Source organism: Actinophytocola sediminis (assembly GCF_054779715.1).
The window spans coordinates 84,065-102,414 of record NZ_BAAGXS010000003.1; the positions used below are offsets into that span (position 1 = coordinate 84,065).

Here is an 18,350-nt window from a genome sequence, read left to right on the forward strand (position 1 = left end):
ATGACACGTCATGTCATGCTGTGCGATAGTGATGACATGACGTGCCATGACTGGTGGAGGCGACCATGACAGGTGAGATCTGGGTACTCGGCGCGACCGGACGGGTCGGCCGGGAGGCGGTGGCGCGCCTGCGACAGACGGGCGCCGAGGTGGTGGTCGCCGGCCGCGACCGGGAGCGGCTGGCCGGGGTGGGCCAGGACGCCCGGGTGGTGACCGGCTCGCTGCACGAGGTCTGCGCGCGACTGGCCACCGAGGCGCCGGCCGTCGTGATCAACACCGTGGGCCCGTTCACCCGCACGGCACCGCAGGTCGCGCTGGCCTGCCCGCCGGGCACTCACTACGTCGACGTCGCCGCCGAACTGAGCGCGTTCGCACTGCTCCACGACATGCACCGGGAGGCGGTGGCAACCGGTCGCACGTTGGTGTCCGGGGCGGGCTTCGGCGTGCTCGCGACCGAGGGCATCCTGCTGCACCTGCTGGCGGAGGAGGACACGCCGTCGCGCGTACGCATCGACGCCGTCGCGTCCGTCGCGATCGACGCCGGCGCCATCGGCGACGCCCTGGCCGCCACCATCGTGGACACGGTGCGCGCAGGCGGCCGCGAGGTGCGGCGGGGCCGGCTGGTCCGCGCCAGGGCAGGCGGTGCCGCCGAGCGACTGACCACGCCGGACGGCGACGTGGTCACCACCGCCTCCGTTGGCGGCGGTGAGCTCTTCGCGGCCTGGCGGGCCAGCGGCGCCCCGTCAGTGATCGGCGCGTCGGCGCTGGTCCCGGCCAACCCGGCCGCCCGCGCGGCGCTGCCGGCCATCGGTGGCCTGCTGCGGTTGCCCGGCGTGGCCGGCTTCGCCACCCGGCGCCTCGCCGGCATCACGACGGCCACGGCCACGCCGCGCCCGCGCCGATCGTCCTGGGCACGCGCCCGCGTCGAGTGGCCGGGCGGTCGCGTGCGGACGGGCTGGCTGCGCACCGGCGAGGGCATGACGTTCACCGTCGGCGCCGTCACCGAGGTGGCCCGGCGCCTGGCCAACGGCGACGGCCGCCCCGGGGCGTTCACCCCGGGCAGGCTCTTCGGTCCCGAGGTGGCGCTGGCCGCCGGCGCGGAATTCGTTGACACGACAGGCTGAACGCCACCGCGATTCGCCAGAGACATTCCGTGAAGCGGGGTTTCCGCAGTTCGAGCTGGCCGCTTCGGCCCACCGTCTCGTCTTCTTCGACAACCCGCTGATGCGGAACCCCACTCCGCCCGGCGATGACCGTGCCGGTCGCCTCAGCCTGCGGTGGTGGCGAGCCAGCGGGTGAGGTCGGCGGAGAGTTCGGCCGGGGCGTCGAGTTGGATCAGGTGGCCGGCGTTCTCGATGAGCGTCAGCGAGGCGTGCGGGATGGCCGCGCGGAGGCGGTGTGCCCGGTCGACGGGGATCCAGGTGTCGGCCGTGCCCCAGATGATGTGCACCGGCTCGTCGATCGACCCGTAGTCGGGTTCGATCTCGTCGGTGAAGCGTTCGTCCGCCTGGGCGATCTGCCGGTAGAACGCGTCCTGGCCACTCCTGTCCAGCCACGGGTTCACCAGCATCGCGAGATCATCATCGCGCAGGCCTCGGTGGCTCGCGCCGCTCACATACGCCTCGACCACACCGCGGTGGATGGCGGGCGGAAGCTGGGCGAAGACGTCCGCGTGTTGTCGCACGAGCGCGAAGAACGGCGAGCCCCACGGCGAGAGCGCCACGACGTCGACCAGGCAGACCGACGCGTACCGCGCGCCGTGCAGCAGCCGGGCGCGCAGGGCGACGGCGCCGCCGAAGTCGTGCGCGATGACCTGGGGGCGCTCGAGCCGCCACTCGTCGAGCAGGTGCGCGAACAGCTCTCCCTGGGTGGCGAGGTCGACCGCGTGGTCGGCGTCCTTCGACGAGGCGCCGTAGCCGGGCATGTCCCAGAGATAGACGGTGAACCGCCGCGACAGCGCCCCGGCGATCGTCCCCCAGAGCGCGGACGACCACGGTGTTCCGTGCAGGAACACCAGTGGCGGACCCTCGCCGAGGCGGTCCCACGCCACCAACCGTCCCCGCCAGCGCAGCGTGCGGGTGAGTGCGAAATGAGCCACCGCCCAATCTTCGCAGTTCCGCCTCCCCGGGATTGAATGTGTTGGTCACGTCGGGGACAGCGGGTGCTGTTTGGGTGCGACCGAGCGGTCACTCGCCGGCGATCGCGTCGCTGGTCCGGTCGGCGGCGCAGCTCAGTCGACCAGCAGCTCGACCGCGACGGTGAGGCGTTCGAGGTACTCCACGCGCGTCCGGACCTGATGCTTCAGCCCGACCGACACGCTGATCAGCGTCTCCGCGACCCGAGCCGCCGGCGCGGGCCCCCGCGCCAGCGCGCCGACGACGAGCTCCGCGAAACGGGTCGGGGAGGTGTCGACGATCGCGCCGAGCAGGTCCGGATGCTGCTCGATCAGGCCGGGGACGTCCCGGCTCAGCGGTCCGACGTATCGGCCGGCCCACAGGTCGAACGCGCCGACAAGCCGCTCCCGCAACGGCCTGCCGTCCTCGGCGAGCAGCCGCTCGGCCGCGGCCAGGTCCAGCTCCAGTGCCCGGGTGACCGCCGCCCGGAACAGCGCCTCCTTCGACTCGAACAGGAAGTACAGGCCCGGCCGGGAGATCCGGGCCGTGCGCGCCACCTCCTCCATGGAGGTCCTGCGGTAGCCGTAACGCGTGAAGGTGCGCAGCGCGGACTCGAGCACCGCGTCCCGACGACCGGTGTCGGCGATGACCATGCGGCCAGTATACGAACTTTACAAATAGAGTCCACTATGTAAAGTCGCGGCATGGCCACCGCGCTCATCACCACGCCGTTCACCGCCACCACCACCGCGGCCGAGGTGCTGGCGGACGTCGATCTCACCGGCCTCCGCGCGATCGTGACCGGCGCGTCCTCGGGTATCGGCGCCGAGACCGCCCGCGCGCTGGCCGCCGCGGGCGCCGAGGTGACCCTCGCGGTCCGGAACCCGACCGCCGGCCAGGCCGTCGCCGCCGCCCTCCCGCGCGCCCGGGTCCGGCCGCTCGACCTGGCCGACCCGGCGACCGTGCGCCGCTTCGTCGACGACTGGGACGGTCCGGCGCACCTGCTCGTCAACAACGCCGGCCTGGTCACCGGCGGGCTGGCCCGCACCCCGCAGGGGTGGGAGCTGCAGTTCGCGACCAACCACCTCGGCCACTTCGCCCTGGCCACCGGTCTGCACGACGCGCTCGCCCTCGGCGCGGCCGACCGGGGCGAGGCGCGGATCGTCGCGGTCAGCTCCACCGCGCACATGCGCGCCGGCATCGACTTCGACGACCCGCACTTCCGGCGCCGGGTCTACGACCCCCAGCTCGCCTACGCCCAGTCCAAGACCGCGAACTCGCTGTTCGCGGTCGAGGCGACCCGCCGGTGGGCGGCCGATGGCGTCGTCGCGAACGCCGTCAACCCCGGCGGAGTCGCGACCGGACTCCAGCGCCACTTCACCGCCGCCCAGCGGGAGTCCCTCGCCGCGGCCGAGGCCGCGGGCGTCTTCACCTACAAGACCGTCGCCCAGGCCGCCGCGACCAGCGTCGTCGCCGCCGTCGCGCCCCAGTTCGCGCACACCGGCGGCCACTACCTCGACGACGCCCAGGAGGCCTACACCGTGCCCGACGACGCCGACCTCGCCGACCATCCCCACGGCGTCAAGCGATGGGCCATCGACCCCGCCACCGCCGACCGCCTCTGGGCCGTGTCGGCCAGCATGATCCGCGGCTGACCCCGCCACGGCCCCGCGCGGAGGTCAGCCCTGCGCCGGCAGGGAGCTGAGCAGGGCCGCCATCCGCTGCGCCAAGTGGGGGCGGATCTCGTCGCCGGTGTGGATCCACGGTGACCGGGCCTCCATGCCGGCGACGACCATCTCGCCGACGGCGTCGATGCTGGCACCGCCCTTCAGGAACGCCTCGACGTCCGGCACGAGGTCGTCGTGCAACGCGACCGAGTCCCCGCCGTCCGAGGACCGGGTGTTGCGGACGATGTCGGTGTCGACCGGGCCGGGGCACAGCACGCTGACGTCGATGCCGTACTTGTCCACCGCCAGCCGCAGCGACTCCGACAGGCCGACCACCGCGAACTTGGCGGTCACGTACAGCACGCCCGGGTCGGCCACCAGTCCCGCGCCCGACGAGGTGTTCACGACATAGCCGCCCTCGGCGCGCTCGATCATGCGGGGCAGGAAGGTCTGGATGCCGTTGATCACCCCGGTGAGGTTGACCCCGAGGGCCAGGTCCCACTTGTCGTAGCTCAGCTCCGGGACCGTCGAGAACGGCACGATGCCGGCGTTGTTGAACAACAGGTTGACGTGCCCCAGTCGCCATTCGGCCTCGTCCGCGGTCGAGGCGAAGGCCACGCGGTCCCGCACGTCCAGCCGGAAGGTCTGCACGTCCGTCACCGCCGACAGCTCCTCGCCACCGCGGGACAACGCGGCCTCGTCGACATCGGCCAGCGCGAGGCGCACGCCGCGTTTGCCGAGTGCCCGCGCGATCCCCAGGCCGATCCCCTGGCCGCCGCCCGTGATGAAGGCGACCGACCCCTGCCAGTCCCGCATGAGGTCACGTTCCTCTCCGATATGCCCACCAACAGTCTCTATGCTGACTGACATAGTAGACTGCGATCCACGACCGCACCACTACGTCCGGAACCGTGACGAAGGGGCAACCGATGTCCGAAGAAGGTCACACCGCGATCAGCGATCCCCGAGCCGACGAGAGCACCCCGCCCGAGCCGACGATGACGTTCCGGCGGGTCCTGGCCGTCGGGGGGCCGGCGACGCTCGGCGTGCTCGTGGGCCTGCAGTTACTCGACAGCGTCGACAACGTGATGTTCGTCGTCTTCGCGCCCGAGATCCGGGACTCGCTCGGGCTCAGCTCGGCGGCGGTCGCCGTGGTCGGCGCGCTCGCCGGCGTGCTGGTGTCCCTGGCCGCGCTGCCGCTCGGCCTGCTCGCCGACCGCTACCGGCGCACCACCATCGCCGGGGTCTGCACCCTGGTCTGGGCCGCCGCGGCCGGCCTTCTCGGCATGGTCCAGAACCTCTGGCAGATCGTCGTGATCCGCATCCTCGCTGGCATCGGCAAGGCCAACGAGGGACCGGTGCAGAACGCGATCCTGACCGACACCTACCCACCAGGCGGTCGCGGCCGGGTGTTCGGCCTGCACCGCGGCGCCCAACCCCTCGGCATCGTCACCGGCCCGCTACTGGCCGCGGCCTGCGCGGCGCTCATCCCGGACGCGCACGAGCCGTGGCGCTGGGCCTTCGCCTTCCTCGCCGTACCGGCGCTGGTCCTCGGGCTGGCCGCCCTGCGCCTGCGCGAGCCGGTTCGGGGGCGATTCGAGCGGGAGGCGCTGCTCGCGGGCGCGCCGGCGCCCAGCGTCCGGCCGGGGTCGCCGCGGACCGCGTTCCGGCGGTTGCGGCAGATCCGCACCTTCTCCTTCGTGATGGTCGCGCTCGGCGCCTTCGGCCTGTGTGTGACCACGGCGCCGATCTACCTGAACCTCGTCCTGGAGGACCACCTCGGGCAGGGTGCCGCCGCGCGCGGCGTGATCACCTCGGTCAGCGCCGTCGGCGGGCTGGTCGGCGCGGCACTCGGCGGCGCGTTCAGCGACCGGTTGTTCCGGCGCAACCCCGCCGGGTGCCTGTACCTGGCCGCCGGGGCGCTCGCCCTGCTCGGCATCGGGTTCGCGGTGCAGGCCTACGCGGCGAACGTCGCGACGTTCGTCGTCGTCGGGACGCTCACCCAGGGGATCACCTTCGCCGGCATCGTCCCGCTGAGCCTCGTCGTGGCCTCGGTGACCCCACCGGCGATCCGCGCGACGGCGTTCGCGCTGGTCGGCGTGTACATGGCGCTGTTCGGCGGGCTCGGCGGCGCGCTGCTCACCGGCGTGGTCGAGGGCGTGTGGGGACCGAGGGCCGCGATCGCCGTGGTCGCGCCGACCGCGTCGGTCCTGGCGGGCCTCATCCTGGCGTTCGGCGCCGGCCACGTGCCGCGCGACATCCGCCGCGCCGCCGCCGACGTGCGTGGCCCCCGGTGAGGCCGGATTCGGCCACCGGGTCGCGGAAAACCGCTGCTCTACGATGGTCACCGTGAGTTCTCGAGCGCGGCGCCGGATCGACGAGATCGGCGAGGAGAGTCGTCGCCGCATTCTGGACGCCGCCGAGGAGCTGTTCGCCGAACGCGGGTTCGACCGCACGTCCTTCGTCGACATCGCCGAACGCTCCGGCATCAGCCGAGGGTCGATCCCGTGGCACTTCAAGAACAAGAACGGTCTGGTGATGGCCGTCGTCGAACGCGCCATCGAAGCCACGATGCCCCCGGAGCGCTACCACTCCACCACGCCGCTCACCGAGATGTTCGAGGACACCACCGAGCTGCTGCGCAGCGGCAAGTCAGCGCTGCTGTTCATGATCCTGGTCGAGGCCCTCGGGGACACCGGCATCGTGCACGAGCAGTACCGGGAGTTCTTCGCCCAGCGGCGCGCGGGTCTCGAGCTCTGGCTGCGCGCCCACCGCCCGGCCGACGCGGCCCCGGACACGGCGGCCGCACAGGAACGCGCGGCCGCGGTGGCGCTCAACGGGGCGCTGCTGGGCATCCACCTCCAGACGCTGGTCGACCCGGACAACGTGGACCTCGACGACGCCCTGCGGGCGGTCGGCGCGCTGTTCGACCAGAACCTGGCCGACGTGTGGTCCACCCCGCCACGGTCGAGCGGCGGCCGCGAGAGCACGAACGAACACGCCGGCTGACGGGTCGGGTGTCAGGTCAGCTGCCGGAAGGCGTCGACGGCCAGCCAGACGCCGAACAGGAAGAACAGCGCCGCCGCGCCGTAGCGGATGGTCTTCTCGGGAAGGTTGCGGCCCAACGCGCGCCCGATCACGATCGCGAGCGCGTCGGCGGCGACCATGCCCACGGTCGAGCCGATCCACACGCCGAGCCAGCCGTGGTCGGTAGCCAGGGTGATGGTGGCGAGCATCGTCTTGTCCCCGAGCTCGGCGAGGAAGAACGCGGTGCCCACGGCGATGACCGCCGACCGGGTGACGCGTTGGGCCTTGGCCTTCTCCTCGTCGGTGAGGGTGTCGCCGCGCAGCGTCCAGAACCCGAAGCCGACGAACGCGAGCGCCGCGGCGAGATTGATCCACCCGGTCGGCAGCGCGGCCCCGAGACCGTGGCCGATGGCGACCGAGGCGAGGTGCACGAGGGCGGTCGCCAGGGTGATGCCGAGCAACACCGGCCAGACCTTGTACCGGGTGGCGAAGGTCAACGCCATGAGTTGGGACTTGTCCCCCAACTCGGCGACGAAGATCACCCAGAACGACACGAGTGTGCCGGCGACTACCGCATCCAATGGTCCGGTCCTTCTGTTCGGCGCCGGACCGGGTTGCGCCGTGGGCGACCTCGATCCGGCACATGACTGTGCCTGGATCGAAGGTCTCGCCCGCCCCGTTCGACAGCGAACCGCCGACGAGGCCGTCCGGCCGGACCCGCGAGCGGATCAGTATGTCGACCGGGACGTTGGGGGCTACTCCCCTTCGCGTACGACCCGCACTCTAGGCCAGATCGGGGCGCACTGTCCAAATAGGTGTGACCCGCTTCACCGGGTAGTTCAGTCAAGCACGGCGAACGCTTCGACCTCGACGAGCACGTCGGGCTCGAACAGGTAGTCGACCCCGATCGCCGACAACGGCGGCAACGGGTCCGGGAGTCCGAGCTCGTCGGCCACCCGCTCGATACCCGCGACGAAGTCGGGGTACTTGTCCGGGTGCCACCGCGTGACGAAGAACCGCAGCCGCACCACGTCCGCGAAGCTCGCCCCAGCGCCGGCCAGGCCACGGGCGGTGCTCCGCAGCACGTGCGCGACCTGCCCGGCGAGGTCACCGGTGGCGACCGGGTTCCCCCGCTCGTCGCGCGCGATCTGGCCGGCCACGTGCACCTGACGGGCACCCGTGCCGATCGAGACGTGGTGATACGGAACGGGCGCGAACATGCCCTCCGGGGTCAGCAACCGCACTGCCATGAACTGTTCCCTTCACCGCGCGAGTAGGTATCCCACATCTACCTGGTATCCGAAGGAAACTTCAACGAGACTAGGTGTCGTGCAGGAAACCACTCCGTCTCCGCAGACCCAGCTCACCGAGCGACACCGCGAACTACTCGACCAGGTACTCGACAAGTGGTCACTACAGATCCTCGACGCCCTGTGCGAACAACCGTTACGTTTCAACGAACTCCGCCGAACGATCCCCCTCGTCACCCAGAAGTCGCTCACCGCGGCGACCCGACGCCTGGAACGCAACGGAATGGTCGACCGCGTCGTCACCAGCACTCGCCCCCTCGCCGTCGAGTACCGCATGACGCCGCTTGGCAAGTCACTCCAGGAACTCATCGACGCACTCCTGCACTGGACCACCCTCACCCTGCCCGCCGTCGAACGCGCCCGCACGCGCTTCGACGACCTCGCGTAGCGGCCGGCGGGCAGGGGCCCACCCGACTGCCCGCCGACGTCGGCGTGACTATCCACAGTGGACTTCGACTCCCGAAACTCAACACCCCGATTGGCGTCGCCCGTTACCGACTCGCTCGCGCTCAGGTCGATGACGGCGCCGGCCATGGCGGGTCGGGGATCTCGCGGCTGAGCACCGGTGCGATGTCGGCGCCGAACAGCTCCAGCGACTCGCGGTGTTGCTTGTCGGACAGGCCATCTGGCTCGGCGTGCAGGTGGATCACCTGGTGGCCGAACTGTTCGTGGTAGCGGTGCACCTTGTCGATGATCTGCTCCGGGCTGCCGATGAGCGCCGAACTGCGCTCGACGAAGTCCTCGAAGGTGGTGAAGACCGGTTCGAGGCCAAGTTGGCGCTGCAGCTCGAACCGGGACTCGACGATGGGCCGGTAGACCGCGAGCGCGTCCTGGGAGTTGCGAGCCGAGTAGTAGCCGGCGGTGCCGGCGCCGACGACCGCGTCGGCGGGGTCGTGGCCGTAGTGCGCCCAGCGTTCCCGGTAGTGGCGGATGAGTTCGGCGTAGGGCTCGATCGGGTTGGACACGTTCGCGGAGAACAGCGGGTCGCCCCATTTCGCGGCGAGGTCGACCGACTCCCTGCTCGTCGCGCTGCCGTGCCAGACCCGAACGGGTCGCTGCAACGGGCGCGGCCAGGTCTCGGCCTCGGTGAGCGATGGCCGGAACCGGCCGCTCCAGGTGACCTTGTCCTCCCGCCACAGCCTGCGGAACAGCTCGTAGCTCTCGATGTTGCGCGCCCACTGGTCGTCCTCGGTGACGTGGAACAGCTGGCGTTGCGCGGCACCGTTGCCCTTGCCGATGATCAGCTCCAGCCGGCCGCCGGAGAGGTGGTCGAGCGTGGCGTAGTCCTCGAAGGCGCGCACCGGGTCCAGCAGGCTGAGCGTGGCGACCGCGGTGAACAGCCGGATCGTCGACGTGCGGGCCGCGATGTGGCTCAGGATCACCGGCGGCGAGGAGGAGATGAACGGCCGCTCGTGCCGCTCGCCGACGCCGTAGCCGTCGAAGCCCAGCTCCTCGGCGAGCACCGCGTTGTCCACGACCGCGCGTAACCGTTGTGTGGTGGGCACTTTCTCGCCGGTCACCGGGTCTGGCACGTGGAACACGAGCGTGATCAGCAGGAACTTCACCCGAGCCCCCACTCCGCCGCGAGCAGCTCGTAGGACCGCACCCGGTCGGCGTGTTCGTGGGTGATCGTCGTGATGACCAGTTCGTCGGCGCCGGTGGCCTCCTGTAGCTGGCGCAGTTTCGCGGCCACTGTGGACGGTGTGCCGACGAACTGGGTGTCGACCCGGTCGGCCACCAGCGCGCGGTCCTCGTCGGTCCAGTCGAGCTCGGCGGCCTCGTCCGGGTTGGGGAACGGGATGGCGCCCTCGCCCCGGCGGATGCTGCGTACCCACGGCGCGTACCCGGCGGCGGCCTCGCGGGCCGTGTGCTCGTCGTCGGCCACCACCACGTCGGCCGACACGGCGACATAGGGCGCCGGCAGCCGCGCCGAGGGCTGGAAGGCGGCGCGGTAGGCGTCCACCGCCGCCAGCACCGCCGACGGGCTCACGTGGTAGTTCGCCGCGAACCGCAGCGCGTGCTTGCCCGCGACGGTGGCACTCTGGCCACCGCTGCTGCCCAGGATCCACACCTCGACGTCGGCGCCCTCACCGGGAACCGCGCGCGCCGCGATGCCCTCCGGCGAACGGTAGCTGCCGGCCAGCAGCGCCAGGATGTCGTCGACCTGCTCGCCGTAGTCCGGCGACTGTGCGCCAGGTTGCTGCAGCAGCGCGAAGTTCAGCGCGATCCTCGGCGACGCGGCCAGCGTCGAGAAGTCGAACGGCTTCGGGATCAGCAACCCGTTGTCCGGCTGGCGCCCCGGCGGTTTCGTTGTGCCGGCACGACGTTCCGTGAACAGTTGCTTGCCGCTGCGCCCGAGTCCGAGGTCGAGCCGGCCGGGATGCAGCGCGTCGATCAGGCCGAACTCCTCGACGACCGCGAGCGGTGTGCGGTGGGCGAGCTGGACACCGGCCGAGCCGAGCCGGATCCGTTCGGTCGCGGCCGCCACGAGCGCGATGACCACGGGCGGCGAGGTGCCGGCGACTCCGGGATTGAGGTGGTGCTCGGCGAACCAGTAACGCCGGTAGCCGAACCGTTCGGCCCGCTGGGCGAGGTCCACGGTGTTGCGCACCGCCGCGGCCGCGTCGCCGCCGGAGCTGATCGGGACGAGATCCAGTACGGACAGGGGAATGCGCGTCAACTTCACTCCTCAGGCAAGCGGTTTCCAGTGGACCGGCCGAGGTGGACTGCCTTGCTCACGAGCATGCGACGGGCACCGGCGGGATGTCCATGCCCGACGCACCCGTCTCATATCGCGGACAGAAGTGACCGCGCAGCACGGTTTTCCGGTATCCGGGCTCAGGGCATGCGGGTTTCGGCCCTGGCGCCGTGGAGGAACCGGGTGACCAACCGGTGGGCGGCGGCGACCCGCGCCGCTGTGGTCGGCACGGTGAGGCCCGCGTTGGCCATCAGGAGTACCGCGATGTCGTCGACGGTGAAGTCCTCGCTCAGTCCCGCGGTCTTGGCGCGGGCGATGAGTCGGGCAATGCCGCGCATTCCGACGGCGCGGTGGACGGTGAGGGTCTCGGCGTCGCCGTGCCGGGTGGCGGCGGCGACCAGGCGGGGTTGGGCCGCGTTGGCCGCGCAGAGGCGGTACAGGGTGGTGGCGAACCCGCGCCACGGGTCGCGGTCGGCAAGGCCCTCGTCGATGAGGGTGACGCAGTCGGCGACGCGGTCGGTGAACGCGGCGGTGACCAGCGCGGCCTTGGAGGGGAAATGGCGGTAGACGGTGGCGACGCCGACCCCGGCGCGGCGAGCGATCGCGGCCACCGGGACCTCGACCCCGTTCTCGGTGAGCACGGCCTGGGCGGCGGCGATGATCCTCGCCCGGTTGGTCACGACGTCGGAGCGGGTGGGGCGAGAAGGCTGAGCGCTCACCTTTCTCACTTTAGGCCGAAGCGGAACATCGGTTCTCCCGCGCCGGCTGGACTGGGCGAACCCACCCGCTCGACGACTGGAGAACCGATGTTCGCACTGCGCTTCCACACCTACGGCGATCCCGAGGTCCTGGCCGTGGACCACGATGTGCCAGAACCGCACCCCGGACCGGGACAGGTGCGCGTCGCCGTGCGCGCGGCCGGGGTCACCCCCGGCGACGCCAACCTGCGGCGGGGCCGGTTCCCGCTCCCCCGGGCGCTGCCCCACATTCCCGGGGTCGAGGCCGCGGGGATCGTCGACGAGCTCGGTGACGGCGTGACCGGGACCGCGGTGGGCGACGCGGTGTTCGGGATCGTGCCGCTGGACCTGCTCGGCGGGGCGGCGGCGCAGTTCGCCGTGCTGGACCTGTGGGCGCCGACGCCGCAGGCGTGGGACTGGGACCAGGCGGGCGGGGCCGCCGCCAACACCGAGACCGCGGCCCGCGCGCTGCGCCGCCTCGACCTGCGCCCCGGGCAGACGCTGCTGGTGGAGGGCGCGGCCGGCGGAGTGGGCACGATGGCCGTGCAGCTGGCGCTGGCCGCCGGGCTGGTGGTGGTCGGCACCGCCAGGACGGCCAACCACGAGTTCCTCACCGGCCTCGGGGCCGCCCCGGTGACGTACGGGCCTGGCCTCGCCGACCGCGTGCAGGGACGGACGGTCGACGGGGTCCTCGACGCCGCCGGGTCCGGGTCGCTGCCCGACCTGGTCGCGCTCGCCGGGTCCCCGGACCGGGTGGTGAGCGTGGCCGACATCGACGCCGCCGCGCACGGCGTGCACCTGAGCTCCACCGTCGGCCCCGGCGCCGACCCGCAGCACCCCACGGCCCTGGCCGACGCGGCCGCGCTCGCCGAGCGGGGGCTGCTGCGGGTGCCGGTGCACGCGGCCCTGCCGCTGGACCGGGCGGCCGAGGCACACACGATCAGCGAGTCGCGCCGGGTGCGCGGCAAGCTGGTGCTGCGTGTCGGGCGGCCGGACTAGGGCCGGGTCGCCGGTGATCGTGACCTGGCCAGCTCGCCGGCGAGGCGCCAGGTGCGCGCCCGGTCGGCGTCGGTGGTGAGGCCGGTCTGGGTGAACACCACCTCGGTGGCGCCCGCGTCGAAGTAGCGGGCCGTCTCGGCGGCCACGTGCTCCTCGTCGCCGATCACCACCAGCTCGGCCGCCGTGCTGGCGCCGGCCAGCTCGACCACTCGCTGGTAGGAGGGAATCCGGTCGTAGAACGCGGTCTGCGCCGCGGCGACGGCCCGCGCGGCGTTTACGTCCGAGGTCACCACGGCGGCCACGGCGGCGATGACCCGCGGTGCCGGGCGACCGGCGCGTTCGGCCGCGCCGGTCACCGCGGGCACGATGTGGTCGGCCAGCACCTTCGGCCCGGCCAGGAACGGCACGGTGCCGTCCGCCAGCTCACCGGTGACCCGCAACGCCTGCGGTCCCATCGCCGCGACCACCACCGGCACCGGTGGTTGGGCACCGGGCACGACGGCGGGCCACGGGGTGACCGCGGTCAGCGTCTCACCCCGGAACTCGACCGAACCGGTGTCCAGCACGCTGCGGATCGCGGTGAGGAACTCCCGCAGCCGCGCGATTGGCCGCTCGAAGGGCAGGCCGTACACCGGTTCGGTCAACGACTCCGCGCCGAGCCCGACGCCGAGGGTGAACCGGCCGCCGGTGGCCGCCTGCGCGGTCCGCGCCTGGCTGGCCACCAGGATCGGGTGCCGGCCGAAGATCGGCACCACCGAGGTCCCCACCGTGATCCCCGGAACCTCGCGACCCACGATCCCGGCCAACGTCACCGCGTCGAAGTCGAACCGCTGCGCGAACCACACCGAGCCGATCCCGGCCTCGGCCGCCTCCCTCGCGGCGATCACGACCTCGTCCACCACGTTCCCCGTCGGCGCGACCGCCGGCAACACCAGACCAATGCTCATGCCGGGCTCAACCCGTGCGGCTGTGGGTTTCGTCCACCGCCCAGCATCTGGGACGCCGCTCAACCCAGTTCGATCTCCCGACCGATCTGCCAGAGCGTGTCGATCTCCCGGCTGAGCTGCCGCCCCAACTCGCTGTCATTGCCCCTGATATCGAACTGCGGCGAGTCGATCGCCAACTGGCCGTGCATGAACATCGACGCGAGGTACCGGTCATCGGTCTGGTAGACGGCCATCGAGGGAATCGAGTCGAACATCCGCAGCCGCAGCCCCGACCGGCACCCAACAGGTAGCCGTCGATAGATGAGGCTGAGGATCTGCACGCAACGATCGACCTCGGCGTGCACGTCGAAGCCGACCCGGTCGACCCCGCCATCACGCAAGGCCTGGTCACGCAACTTGGCCACGTGCGATTCGGGTGCGACGAGCAGTACCCGCACCTCCCCACCGCGCCGAACCACACCTTCCAGGGCGTCTTCCAGGCGCACGAGGTAGGGAATCCAGGTGTTGAGGAGAATGACCCGATCAGCGGCCCGCACCCGCCGTTCGAAATCGGTGTGGTCGAGTCGGGTGTGTACTTCTTGCAGTCCGGCGTACGTGTTGTTCCTGGCCGCGGCGATTTCGGCGAGATTGCCACTGATCGAGTCGATCTGGTGGAACCGGTCCAGTTCCAGCAGCAGGAAGAGAGTGATGCCGCACAACACGAGCAGGGTGATCTTGGGTAGTGAGTCGGGTGGCAGTATCCGGTCGAGCCAGCCGAACTGATCGGTCACGACCGCGGCTATCGCCACGCCCGCCATGGTGAACATGCCGACGCGCTCGACGCGTCGTCGAAAACTGTTGGTCATCTGCGCCCCCAGAATCGATCCAGTATGACGACAGTCATATTCACCAATGCTCCATTCAGCTGTCAACCTCGTCACCCGGAAGACGTAACCCGCAGGGGTTAGGCGCGCCGATCTTCTCCGCAAATAATTGTTTTCCTTCTTTCGCGACCGTCTTCTCCTCGTCGATGCCACGCCTGACCAGGACCAGCATTTGACACCTTGTATAGTCACGAGTAGTTGCCGTACGGTGACGATGTGACATCACGGGCGGCGCGCGGAGAGGAGCAGAAGGCAGCCACCCGGCATCGCGTGCTGGACGCGGCGGTGCGGGTGTTCACCGAGACGCCGTTCGTGACCGCGAGCGTCGCCGATGTCGCGGCGGCCGCCGCGGTCACGCGGATGACCCTGTACGCGCACTTCCCCGACGGGAAGGCCGACATCGTGCGCGGCCTGATCGCGCGGGTCTACGCGACCGCGGACCAGCTCTACGCCGACCTCGCCGCCATGCGCTGGACACGGGACGCGATCCGGCACTGGGTGGCGGCCATGGCGGACGCCTGGCAGGAACTGGCACCCACCATCCGGGTCGTGACCACGGCCGGTCCCAGGGTGATCGCGCGGGAGCCGGGCGAGCGCGGCCAGTACGTCGAGGCGCACGAACGTTATGTGGCACAACTGTCCACCGGTCCTCGGTGGGCTGGCGTGCCCGCGGCGCAGGCACGCCAGCGCGTGCTGATGGCGGTGTTGCAGGTCGAGTCCGTGCTGACCGTGTCGGCGGTCGGCGCGTGGCCCGACGTCGGGCAGCCGCTCGACCTGCTCGCGGACGCGGTGTGCCACCTGCTCGGCCCCGCGCTCGAGTGAACCAACAACGGAGGAAAACCGGGGATGACCACCGCCGAAGTCAGGAACTACCCGTTCACCCAGTCCGACCGGCTCGACACCGACCCGCTGTTCGCGGTGCTGCGCAAGGAAGAACCGCTCTGTCGCGTGCAGCTGCCCTACGGCGAGCCGGCGTGGTTCGCCACCCGTTACGCAGACGTGAAGACCGTCCTCGGCGACGCCCGGTTCAGCCGCGCCGCCGCGACCGGCCGCGACCAACCCCGCGTCCGCGCGCACGCCGGGCCGCCCGGCAACATCATGAGCTTCGACCCGCCAGAGCACTCCCGGCTGCGCCGGCTGGTGATGAGCGCGTTCACCATGCGCCGGGTCGAGGCGCTGCGGCCCCGGGCCCAGGAGATCGCCGACGGCCTGGTCGACCGCATGCTCGAGGACGGCGCGCTGGGCGAGCTGGTCGAGGGGTTCGCGCTGCCGCTGCCGATCACCGTCATCTGTGAGCTGCTCGGCGTCCCGGTCGAGGACCGGCACGACTTCCGCGTGTGGTCCGACGCGTTCCTGTCCACGACCAGGTTCACCCCGCAGGAGGTGATGGACAACGTCGGCCGGCTGCGCGCGTACATGACCGGGCTCATCGCCGACCGCAGGCGGGCCACCCGCGACGACCTGATCAGCGCGCTCGTGGTCGCCAGGGACCAGGACGACCGCCTCTCCGAGGACGAGCTGCTGTCCATGGCGGAGGCCATCCTCGTGGCCGGGCACGAGACCACCGCGTCCCAGATCCCCAACTTCGTCTACGTGCTGCTGAACAACCCCGATCACCTCGCCGCGTTGCGGGCCGACCCCGACCTCGTGCCGAAGGCCGTCGAGGAGCTGATGCGCTGGGTGCCGCTGGGCATCGGCGGCAGCACGGCCCGCTACGCGACCGAGGACGTCGAGCTGGGCGGGGTGACCGTCCGGGCGGGCGAGCCGGTGGTGGTGGCGATGCACTCGGCCAACCGTGACGAGACCGTCTTCGCCGACCCGGACACCATCGACTTCGCCCGCGACGACGTCCCGCACATCGGGTTCGGTCACGGTCCCCACCACTGCCTTGGCGCGCCGCTGGCGCGGATGGAGCTGCAGGTCGCCCTCCGCACCCTGGTGACCCGCCTGCCCGGCCTGCGGGTGGCCGGCACAGACGCCGACATCAGGTGGAAGTCCGGCCTGGCCACCAGGGCGCCGGAGCACTTCCCGATCGCCTGGGACTGAGCACCCCGACACCACTCTCCCGATGCCACCGCCGCGGGCGCCCCAGCGGCTAACCTGCGGTGTCATGGCTCGCGCACGCCTCTACCGGCATGGTGTCCTGGAAGCGGAGGACTTCCCGCTGTCGGCGGCGCCGGACCATCTGCGGGATCCGGCCGCGACCGTGTGGCTGGACCTGTGCTCCCCGACCGCCGAGGATCTCGCCGTCCTCGGCGAGGAGCTGGACCTGCACGAGCTGGCGGTCGAGGACGCGGTCCTCGACGAGCGGCAGCGGCCCAAACTGGACCGCTACGCCGGTCACTCCTTCCTGACCGCCTACGCCGTGCGGCTGGACGCCACGACCGGGGTGCTCGCCGGCACCGAGTTGGCCGTGTTCATCACCGACCGCGCCATCGTGACCGTGCGCAAGGACGACTGGTTCGACATCGACGCCGTGACCGCGCGCTGGGACAGCGTGGCCGAGCTGGCCAGGGACGGCTCGGGGTTCCTGCTGCACGGCCTGCTGGACTACCTGGTGGACACCCATCTGGACGCGACCCGGGCGCTGGACGAACAGGTCGACGCGTTGGAGGACCTGGTGTTCGCCGACCACACCGACCAGACCGAGCTGCAACGAAGGTCCCTCGACCTGCGCCGGAGCCTGACCACGCTGCGGCGGGTGGTGCTGCCGATGCCGGAGGTGGTCGGCACGCTCATGCGCCACGACCACCTCGTCGACGATGACCTGCTGCCCTACTTCCACGACGTCAAGGACCACGCGCTGCGGGCCACCGAGTGGACCGAGTCGCTGCGGGACCTGCTGGCCACCATCCGCGAGGCCCAGCTCAACATCCAGAGCAACCGGCTCAACACGATCATGAAGAAGGTCACCGGCTGGGCCGCGGTGATCGCCGTGCCCACCGCGATCACCGGCTACTTCGGACAGAACCTGCCCTACCCCGGCTTCCAGCAGTACTGGGGATTCTGGATGTCCACAGTGGTCATTCTGGTGCTCTCCGGCCTGCTGTACGTGCTGTTCAGACGACGCGACTGGCTCTGAGCGACGGCAGGTGGTGCTCAGCGAACCCGGACCGCGGTGATGGCGAACCGCTCGACCTCGACCACGTGTCCCCCGGACCAGGCGACGACGGTCAGCGCCGGCGCGGTGGCCCCGGTGATCGAGACCTGGGTCGACCACGGGGTCGACTCGCCACCGGCGGGCACCCCCGCCGCCTCGCCCAGCGGCGCCGCGGTGTCCGGCTGGCGCACCCGCACCTTGATGTCCTCGTCGACGCCGGTGATCCGGCCGCCCACGGTGAACGGCGAGGAGACCACCTCGCCATAGCCGGGCTCGGTCAGCGTCAGCGTGGTGTCCCGGGTGCCGACCACCTCCCACGGCGCGTCCGCGCCCGCGCCGAACCTGGCCAGGTGCACCACGGCCGCGGTGCCCGGCTTGGCGTTCTCGATCGGGAAGCCCACCGTCACCCACGCCTCGTCGTCCTCGACCGTGGCCGACAGCACCTGGTCGATCCCGGTGAAGCCCAGGTATCCGGTGGTGAACTCGACCGCGGTGGCACGCGGGTCGAGGTGCCAGGCGTCCTGTCCGGTCGACTGGTGGGCGGCCTGCCATTCCTCGACCTCGGCCAGGCTGGTGAACGGCCACAGCGGCTCGTGGTCGAAGGTCGGTACGGCCTGCGGCGAACTGGCCGGCGTCGGCGTGGTCGAGGCGGTCGACGGGGGCACGGCGGACGTCGACGTCGGCGCGCTCGGGCCGGCGGCCGACTCCTCTTTCTGGGACAGCACCACGATCAGCGTAGTGGCCGCCGCGAGGAACGCGACGACGACCACCACCGTCACGATGACGGCCAGGCGACTACGGCGTGGTTCGGATTCGGTGTGCATGCTTTCCTCCGTCCCGTCGCCTCCACTATCCAGGCATTCCAGGCATCATGGTCGGCTCAGCACC

21 protein-coding genes are annotated in these 18,350 nt (G+C 71.3%); 9 read left to right on the forward strand and 12 right to left on the reverse strand.

Annotated elements, in window-relative coordinates; genetic code table 11:
• Positions 1–65 precede the first annotated feature (65 nt).
• Entirely contained in the window at positions 66–1,124 is a 1,059-nt protein-coding gene (locus tag ACYVIP_RS01825) for a saccharopine dehydrogenase family protein (RefSeq protein ID WP_460391238.1), read from the forward strand.
• A gap of 143 nt (positions 1,125–1,267) precedes the next feature.
• Here ACYVIP_RS01825 and ACYVIP_RS01830 read toward each other — a convergent pair whose 3' ends face one another.
• Complete coding sequence (locus ACYVIP_RS01830; RefSeq protein ID WP_460391240.1) at positions 1,268–2,098, reverse strand: alpha/beta fold hydrolase; 831 nt, start codon at positions 2,096–2,098, stop codon at positions 1,268–1,270.
• 132 nt (positions 2,099–2,230) lie between these two features.
• Positions 2,231–2,767: a TetR/AcrR family transcriptional regulator gene (locus tag ACYVIP_RS01835; protein WP_460391242.1), complete on the reverse strand. Its 537-nt coding sequence runs from the start codon at positions 2,765–2,767 to the stop codon at positions 2,231–2,233.
• Positions 2,768–2,818: 51 nt separating this feature from the next.
• Here ACYVIP_RS01835 and ACYVIP_RS01840 point away from each other — a divergent pair, with 51 nt between their 5' ends.
• Complete coding sequence (locus tag ACYVIP_RS01840) at positions 2,819–3,769, forward strand: SDR family NAD(P)-dependent oxidoreductase (RefSeq protein ID WP_460391244.1); 951 nt, start codon at positions 2,819–2,821, stop codon at positions 3,767–3,769.
• Positions 3,770–3,793: 24 nt separating this feature from the next.
• On the opposite strand, the gene ACYVIP_RS01845 is transcribed toward ACYVIP_RS01840, so the two are convergent.
• Positions 3,794–4,597 (reverse strand): SDR family oxidoreductase, encoded by an 804-nt coding sequence (locus ACYVIP_RS01845; RefSeq protein WP_460391246.1) that lies wholly within the window; start codon positions 4,595–4,597, stop codon positions 3,794–3,796.
• Between the two features lie 113 nt (positions 4,598–4,710).
• Between ACYVIP_RS01845 and ACYVIP_RS01850 the strand changes: the two genes are divergently transcribed.
• Positions 4,711–6,078 carry an MFS transporter gene (locus ACYVIP_RS01850; RefSeq protein WP_460391248.1) on the forward strand — a complete coding sequence of 456 codons (1,368 nt, stop codon included), beginning with the start codon at positions 4,711–4,713 and terminating at the stop codon, positions 6,076–6,078.
• Between the two features lie 52 nt (positions 6,079–6,130).
• Positions 6,131–6,790, forward strand: a complete 660-nt coding sequence (locus ACYVIP_RS01855) for a TetR/AcrR family transcriptional regulator (RefSeq protein WP_460391250.1) — start codon at positions 6,131–6,133, stop codon at positions 6,788–6,790.
• An 11-nt stretch (positions 6,791–6,801) separates the two neighbouring features.
• On the opposite strand, the gene ACYVIP_RS01860 is transcribed toward ACYVIP_RS01855, so the two are convergent.
• Both ACYVIP_RS01860 and ACYVIP_RS01865 read right to left on the reverse strand, forming a co-directional pair.
• Positions 6,802–7,389, reverse strand: coding sequence for a TMEM165/GDT1 family protein (locus tag ACYVIP_RS01860; protein ID WP_460391252.1), 588 nt, complete (start codon positions 7,387–7,389; stop codon positions 6,802–6,804).
• 258 nt (positions 7,390–7,647) lie between these two features.
• A complete protein-coding gene (locus ACYVIP_RS01865) occupies positions 7,648–8,058 on the reverse strand; it encodes a Rid family hydrolase (protein WP_460391254.1) in 411 nt (136 codons plus the stop codon).
• Positions 8,059–8,137: 79 nt separating this feature from the next.
• Here ACYVIP_RS01865 and ACYVIP_RS01870 point away from each other — a divergent pair, with 79 nt between their 5' ends.
• On the forward strand, positions 8,138–8,506 hold the full coding sequence (locus tag ACYVIP_RS01870) for a winged helix-turn-helix transcriptional regulator (RefSeq protein ID WP_460391256.1): 369 nt from the start codon (positions 8,138–8,140) through the stop codon (positions 8,504–8,506).
• Between the two features lie 121 nt (positions 8,507–8,627).
• On the opposite strand, the gene ACYVIP_RS01875 is transcribed toward ACYVIP_RS01870, so the two are convergent.
• From ACYVIP_RS01875 to ACYVIP_RS01885, 3 genes are all read right to left on the reverse strand, one after another.
• Positions 8,628–9,683 carry an LLM class flavin-dependent oxidoreductase gene (locus ACYVIP_RS01875; protein ID WP_460391258.1) on the reverse strand — a complete coding sequence of 352 codons (1,056 nt, stop codon included), beginning with the start codon at positions 9,681–9,683 and terminating at the stop codon, positions 8,628–8,630.
• Positions 9,680–10,804 carry an LLM class flavin-dependent oxidoreductase gene (locus tag ACYVIP_RS01880; RefSeq protein ID WP_460391260.1) on the reverse strand — a complete coding sequence of 375 codons (1,125 nt, stop codon included), beginning with the start codon at positions 10,802–10,804 and terminating at the stop codon, positions 9,680–9,682. The genes ACYVIP_RS01875 and ACYVIP_RS01880 overlap by 4 nt, the downstream gene beginning before the upstream one ends.
• Before the next feature lie 152 nt (positions 10,805–10,956).
• Positions 10,957–11,535: a TetR/AcrR family transcriptional regulator gene (locus tag ACYVIP_RS01885; RefSeq protein WP_460391262.1), complete on the reverse strand. Its 579-nt coding sequence runs from the start codon at positions 11,533–11,535 to the stop codon at positions 10,957–10,959.
• 87 nt (positions 11,536–11,622) lie between these two features.
• On the opposite strand from ACYVIP_RS01885, the gene ACYVIP_RS01890 reads away from it, so the two are divergent.
• The gene (locus tag ACYVIP_RS01890; protein WP_460391264.1) at positions 11,623–12,552 is read left to right on the forward strand and encodes an NADP-dependent oxidoreductase; all 930 of its coding nucleotides are present in this window, start codon (positions 11,623–11,625) and stop codon (positions 12,550–12,552) included.
• Here ACYVIP_RS01890 and ACYVIP_RS01895 read toward each other — a convergent pair.
• The 3 genes from ACYVIP_RS01895 to ACYVIP_RS01905 are packed head-to-tail and all read right to left on the reverse strand — an operon-like array spanning position 12,549 to position 14,534.
• Positions 12,549–13,499: a TIGR03564 family F420-dependent LLM class oxidoreductase gene (locus tag ACYVIP_RS01895; protein WP_460391266.1), complete on the reverse strand. Its 951-nt coding sequence runs from the start codon at positions 13,497–13,499 to the stop codon at positions 12,549–12,551. The genes ACYVIP_RS01890 and ACYVIP_RS01895 overlap by 4 nt on opposite strands.
• A gap of 59 nt (positions 13,500–13,558) precedes the next feature.
• A complete protein-coding gene (locus ACYVIP_RS01900) occupies positions 13,559–14,410 on the reverse strand; it encodes a hypothetical protein (RefSeq protein WP_460391268.1) in 852 nt (283 codons plus the stop codon).
• Positions 14,400–14,534, reverse strand: coding sequence for a hypothetical protein (locus ACYVIP_RS01905; protein WP_460391270.1), 135 nt, complete (start codon positions 14,532–14,534; stop codon positions 14,400–14,402). Before ACYVIP_RS01905 ends, ACYVIP_RS01900 begins: the two co-directional genes overlap by 11 nt.
• Before the next feature lie 44 nt (positions 14,535–14,578).
• Here ACYVIP_RS01905 and ACYVIP_RS01910 point away from each other — a divergent pair, with 44 nt between their 5' ends.
• The 3 genes from ACYVIP_RS01910 to ACYVIP_RS01920 all read left to right on the forward strand — a co-directional run bounded on the left by ACYVIP_RS01910 (position 14,579) and on the right by ACYVIP_RS01920 (position 17,444).
• Positions 14,579–15,184, forward strand: coding sequence for a TetR/AcrR family transcriptional regulator (locus tag ACYVIP_RS01910; RefSeq protein WP_460391272.1), 606 nt, complete (start codon positions 14,579–14,581; stop codon positions 15,182–15,184).
• Between the two features lie 24 nt (positions 15,185–15,208).
• A complete protein-coding gene (locus ACYVIP_RS01915) occupies positions 15,209–16,408 on the forward strand; it encodes a cytochrome P450 (protein WP_460391274.1) in 1,200 nt (399 codons plus the stop codon).
• 64 nt (positions 16,409–16,472) lie between these two features.
• Positions 16,473–17,444, forward strand: a complete 972-nt coding sequence (locus ACYVIP_RS01920) for a magnesium transporter CorA family protein (RefSeq protein ID WP_460391276.1) — start codon at positions 16,473–16,475, stop codon at positions 17,442–17,444.
• Positions 17,445–17,461: 17 nt separating this feature from the next.
• Here the strand turns inward: ACYVIP_RS01920 and ACYVIP_RS01925 are convergent, their stop codons facing one another.
• Positions 17,462–18,286 carry a hypothetical protein gene (locus ACYVIP_RS01925; RefSeq protein WP_460391278.1) on the reverse strand — a complete coding sequence of 275 codons (825 nt, stop codon included), beginning with the start codon at positions 18,284–18,286 and terminating at the stop codon, positions 17,462–17,464.
• Between the last annotated feature and the right edge of the window lie 64 nt (positions 18,287–18,350).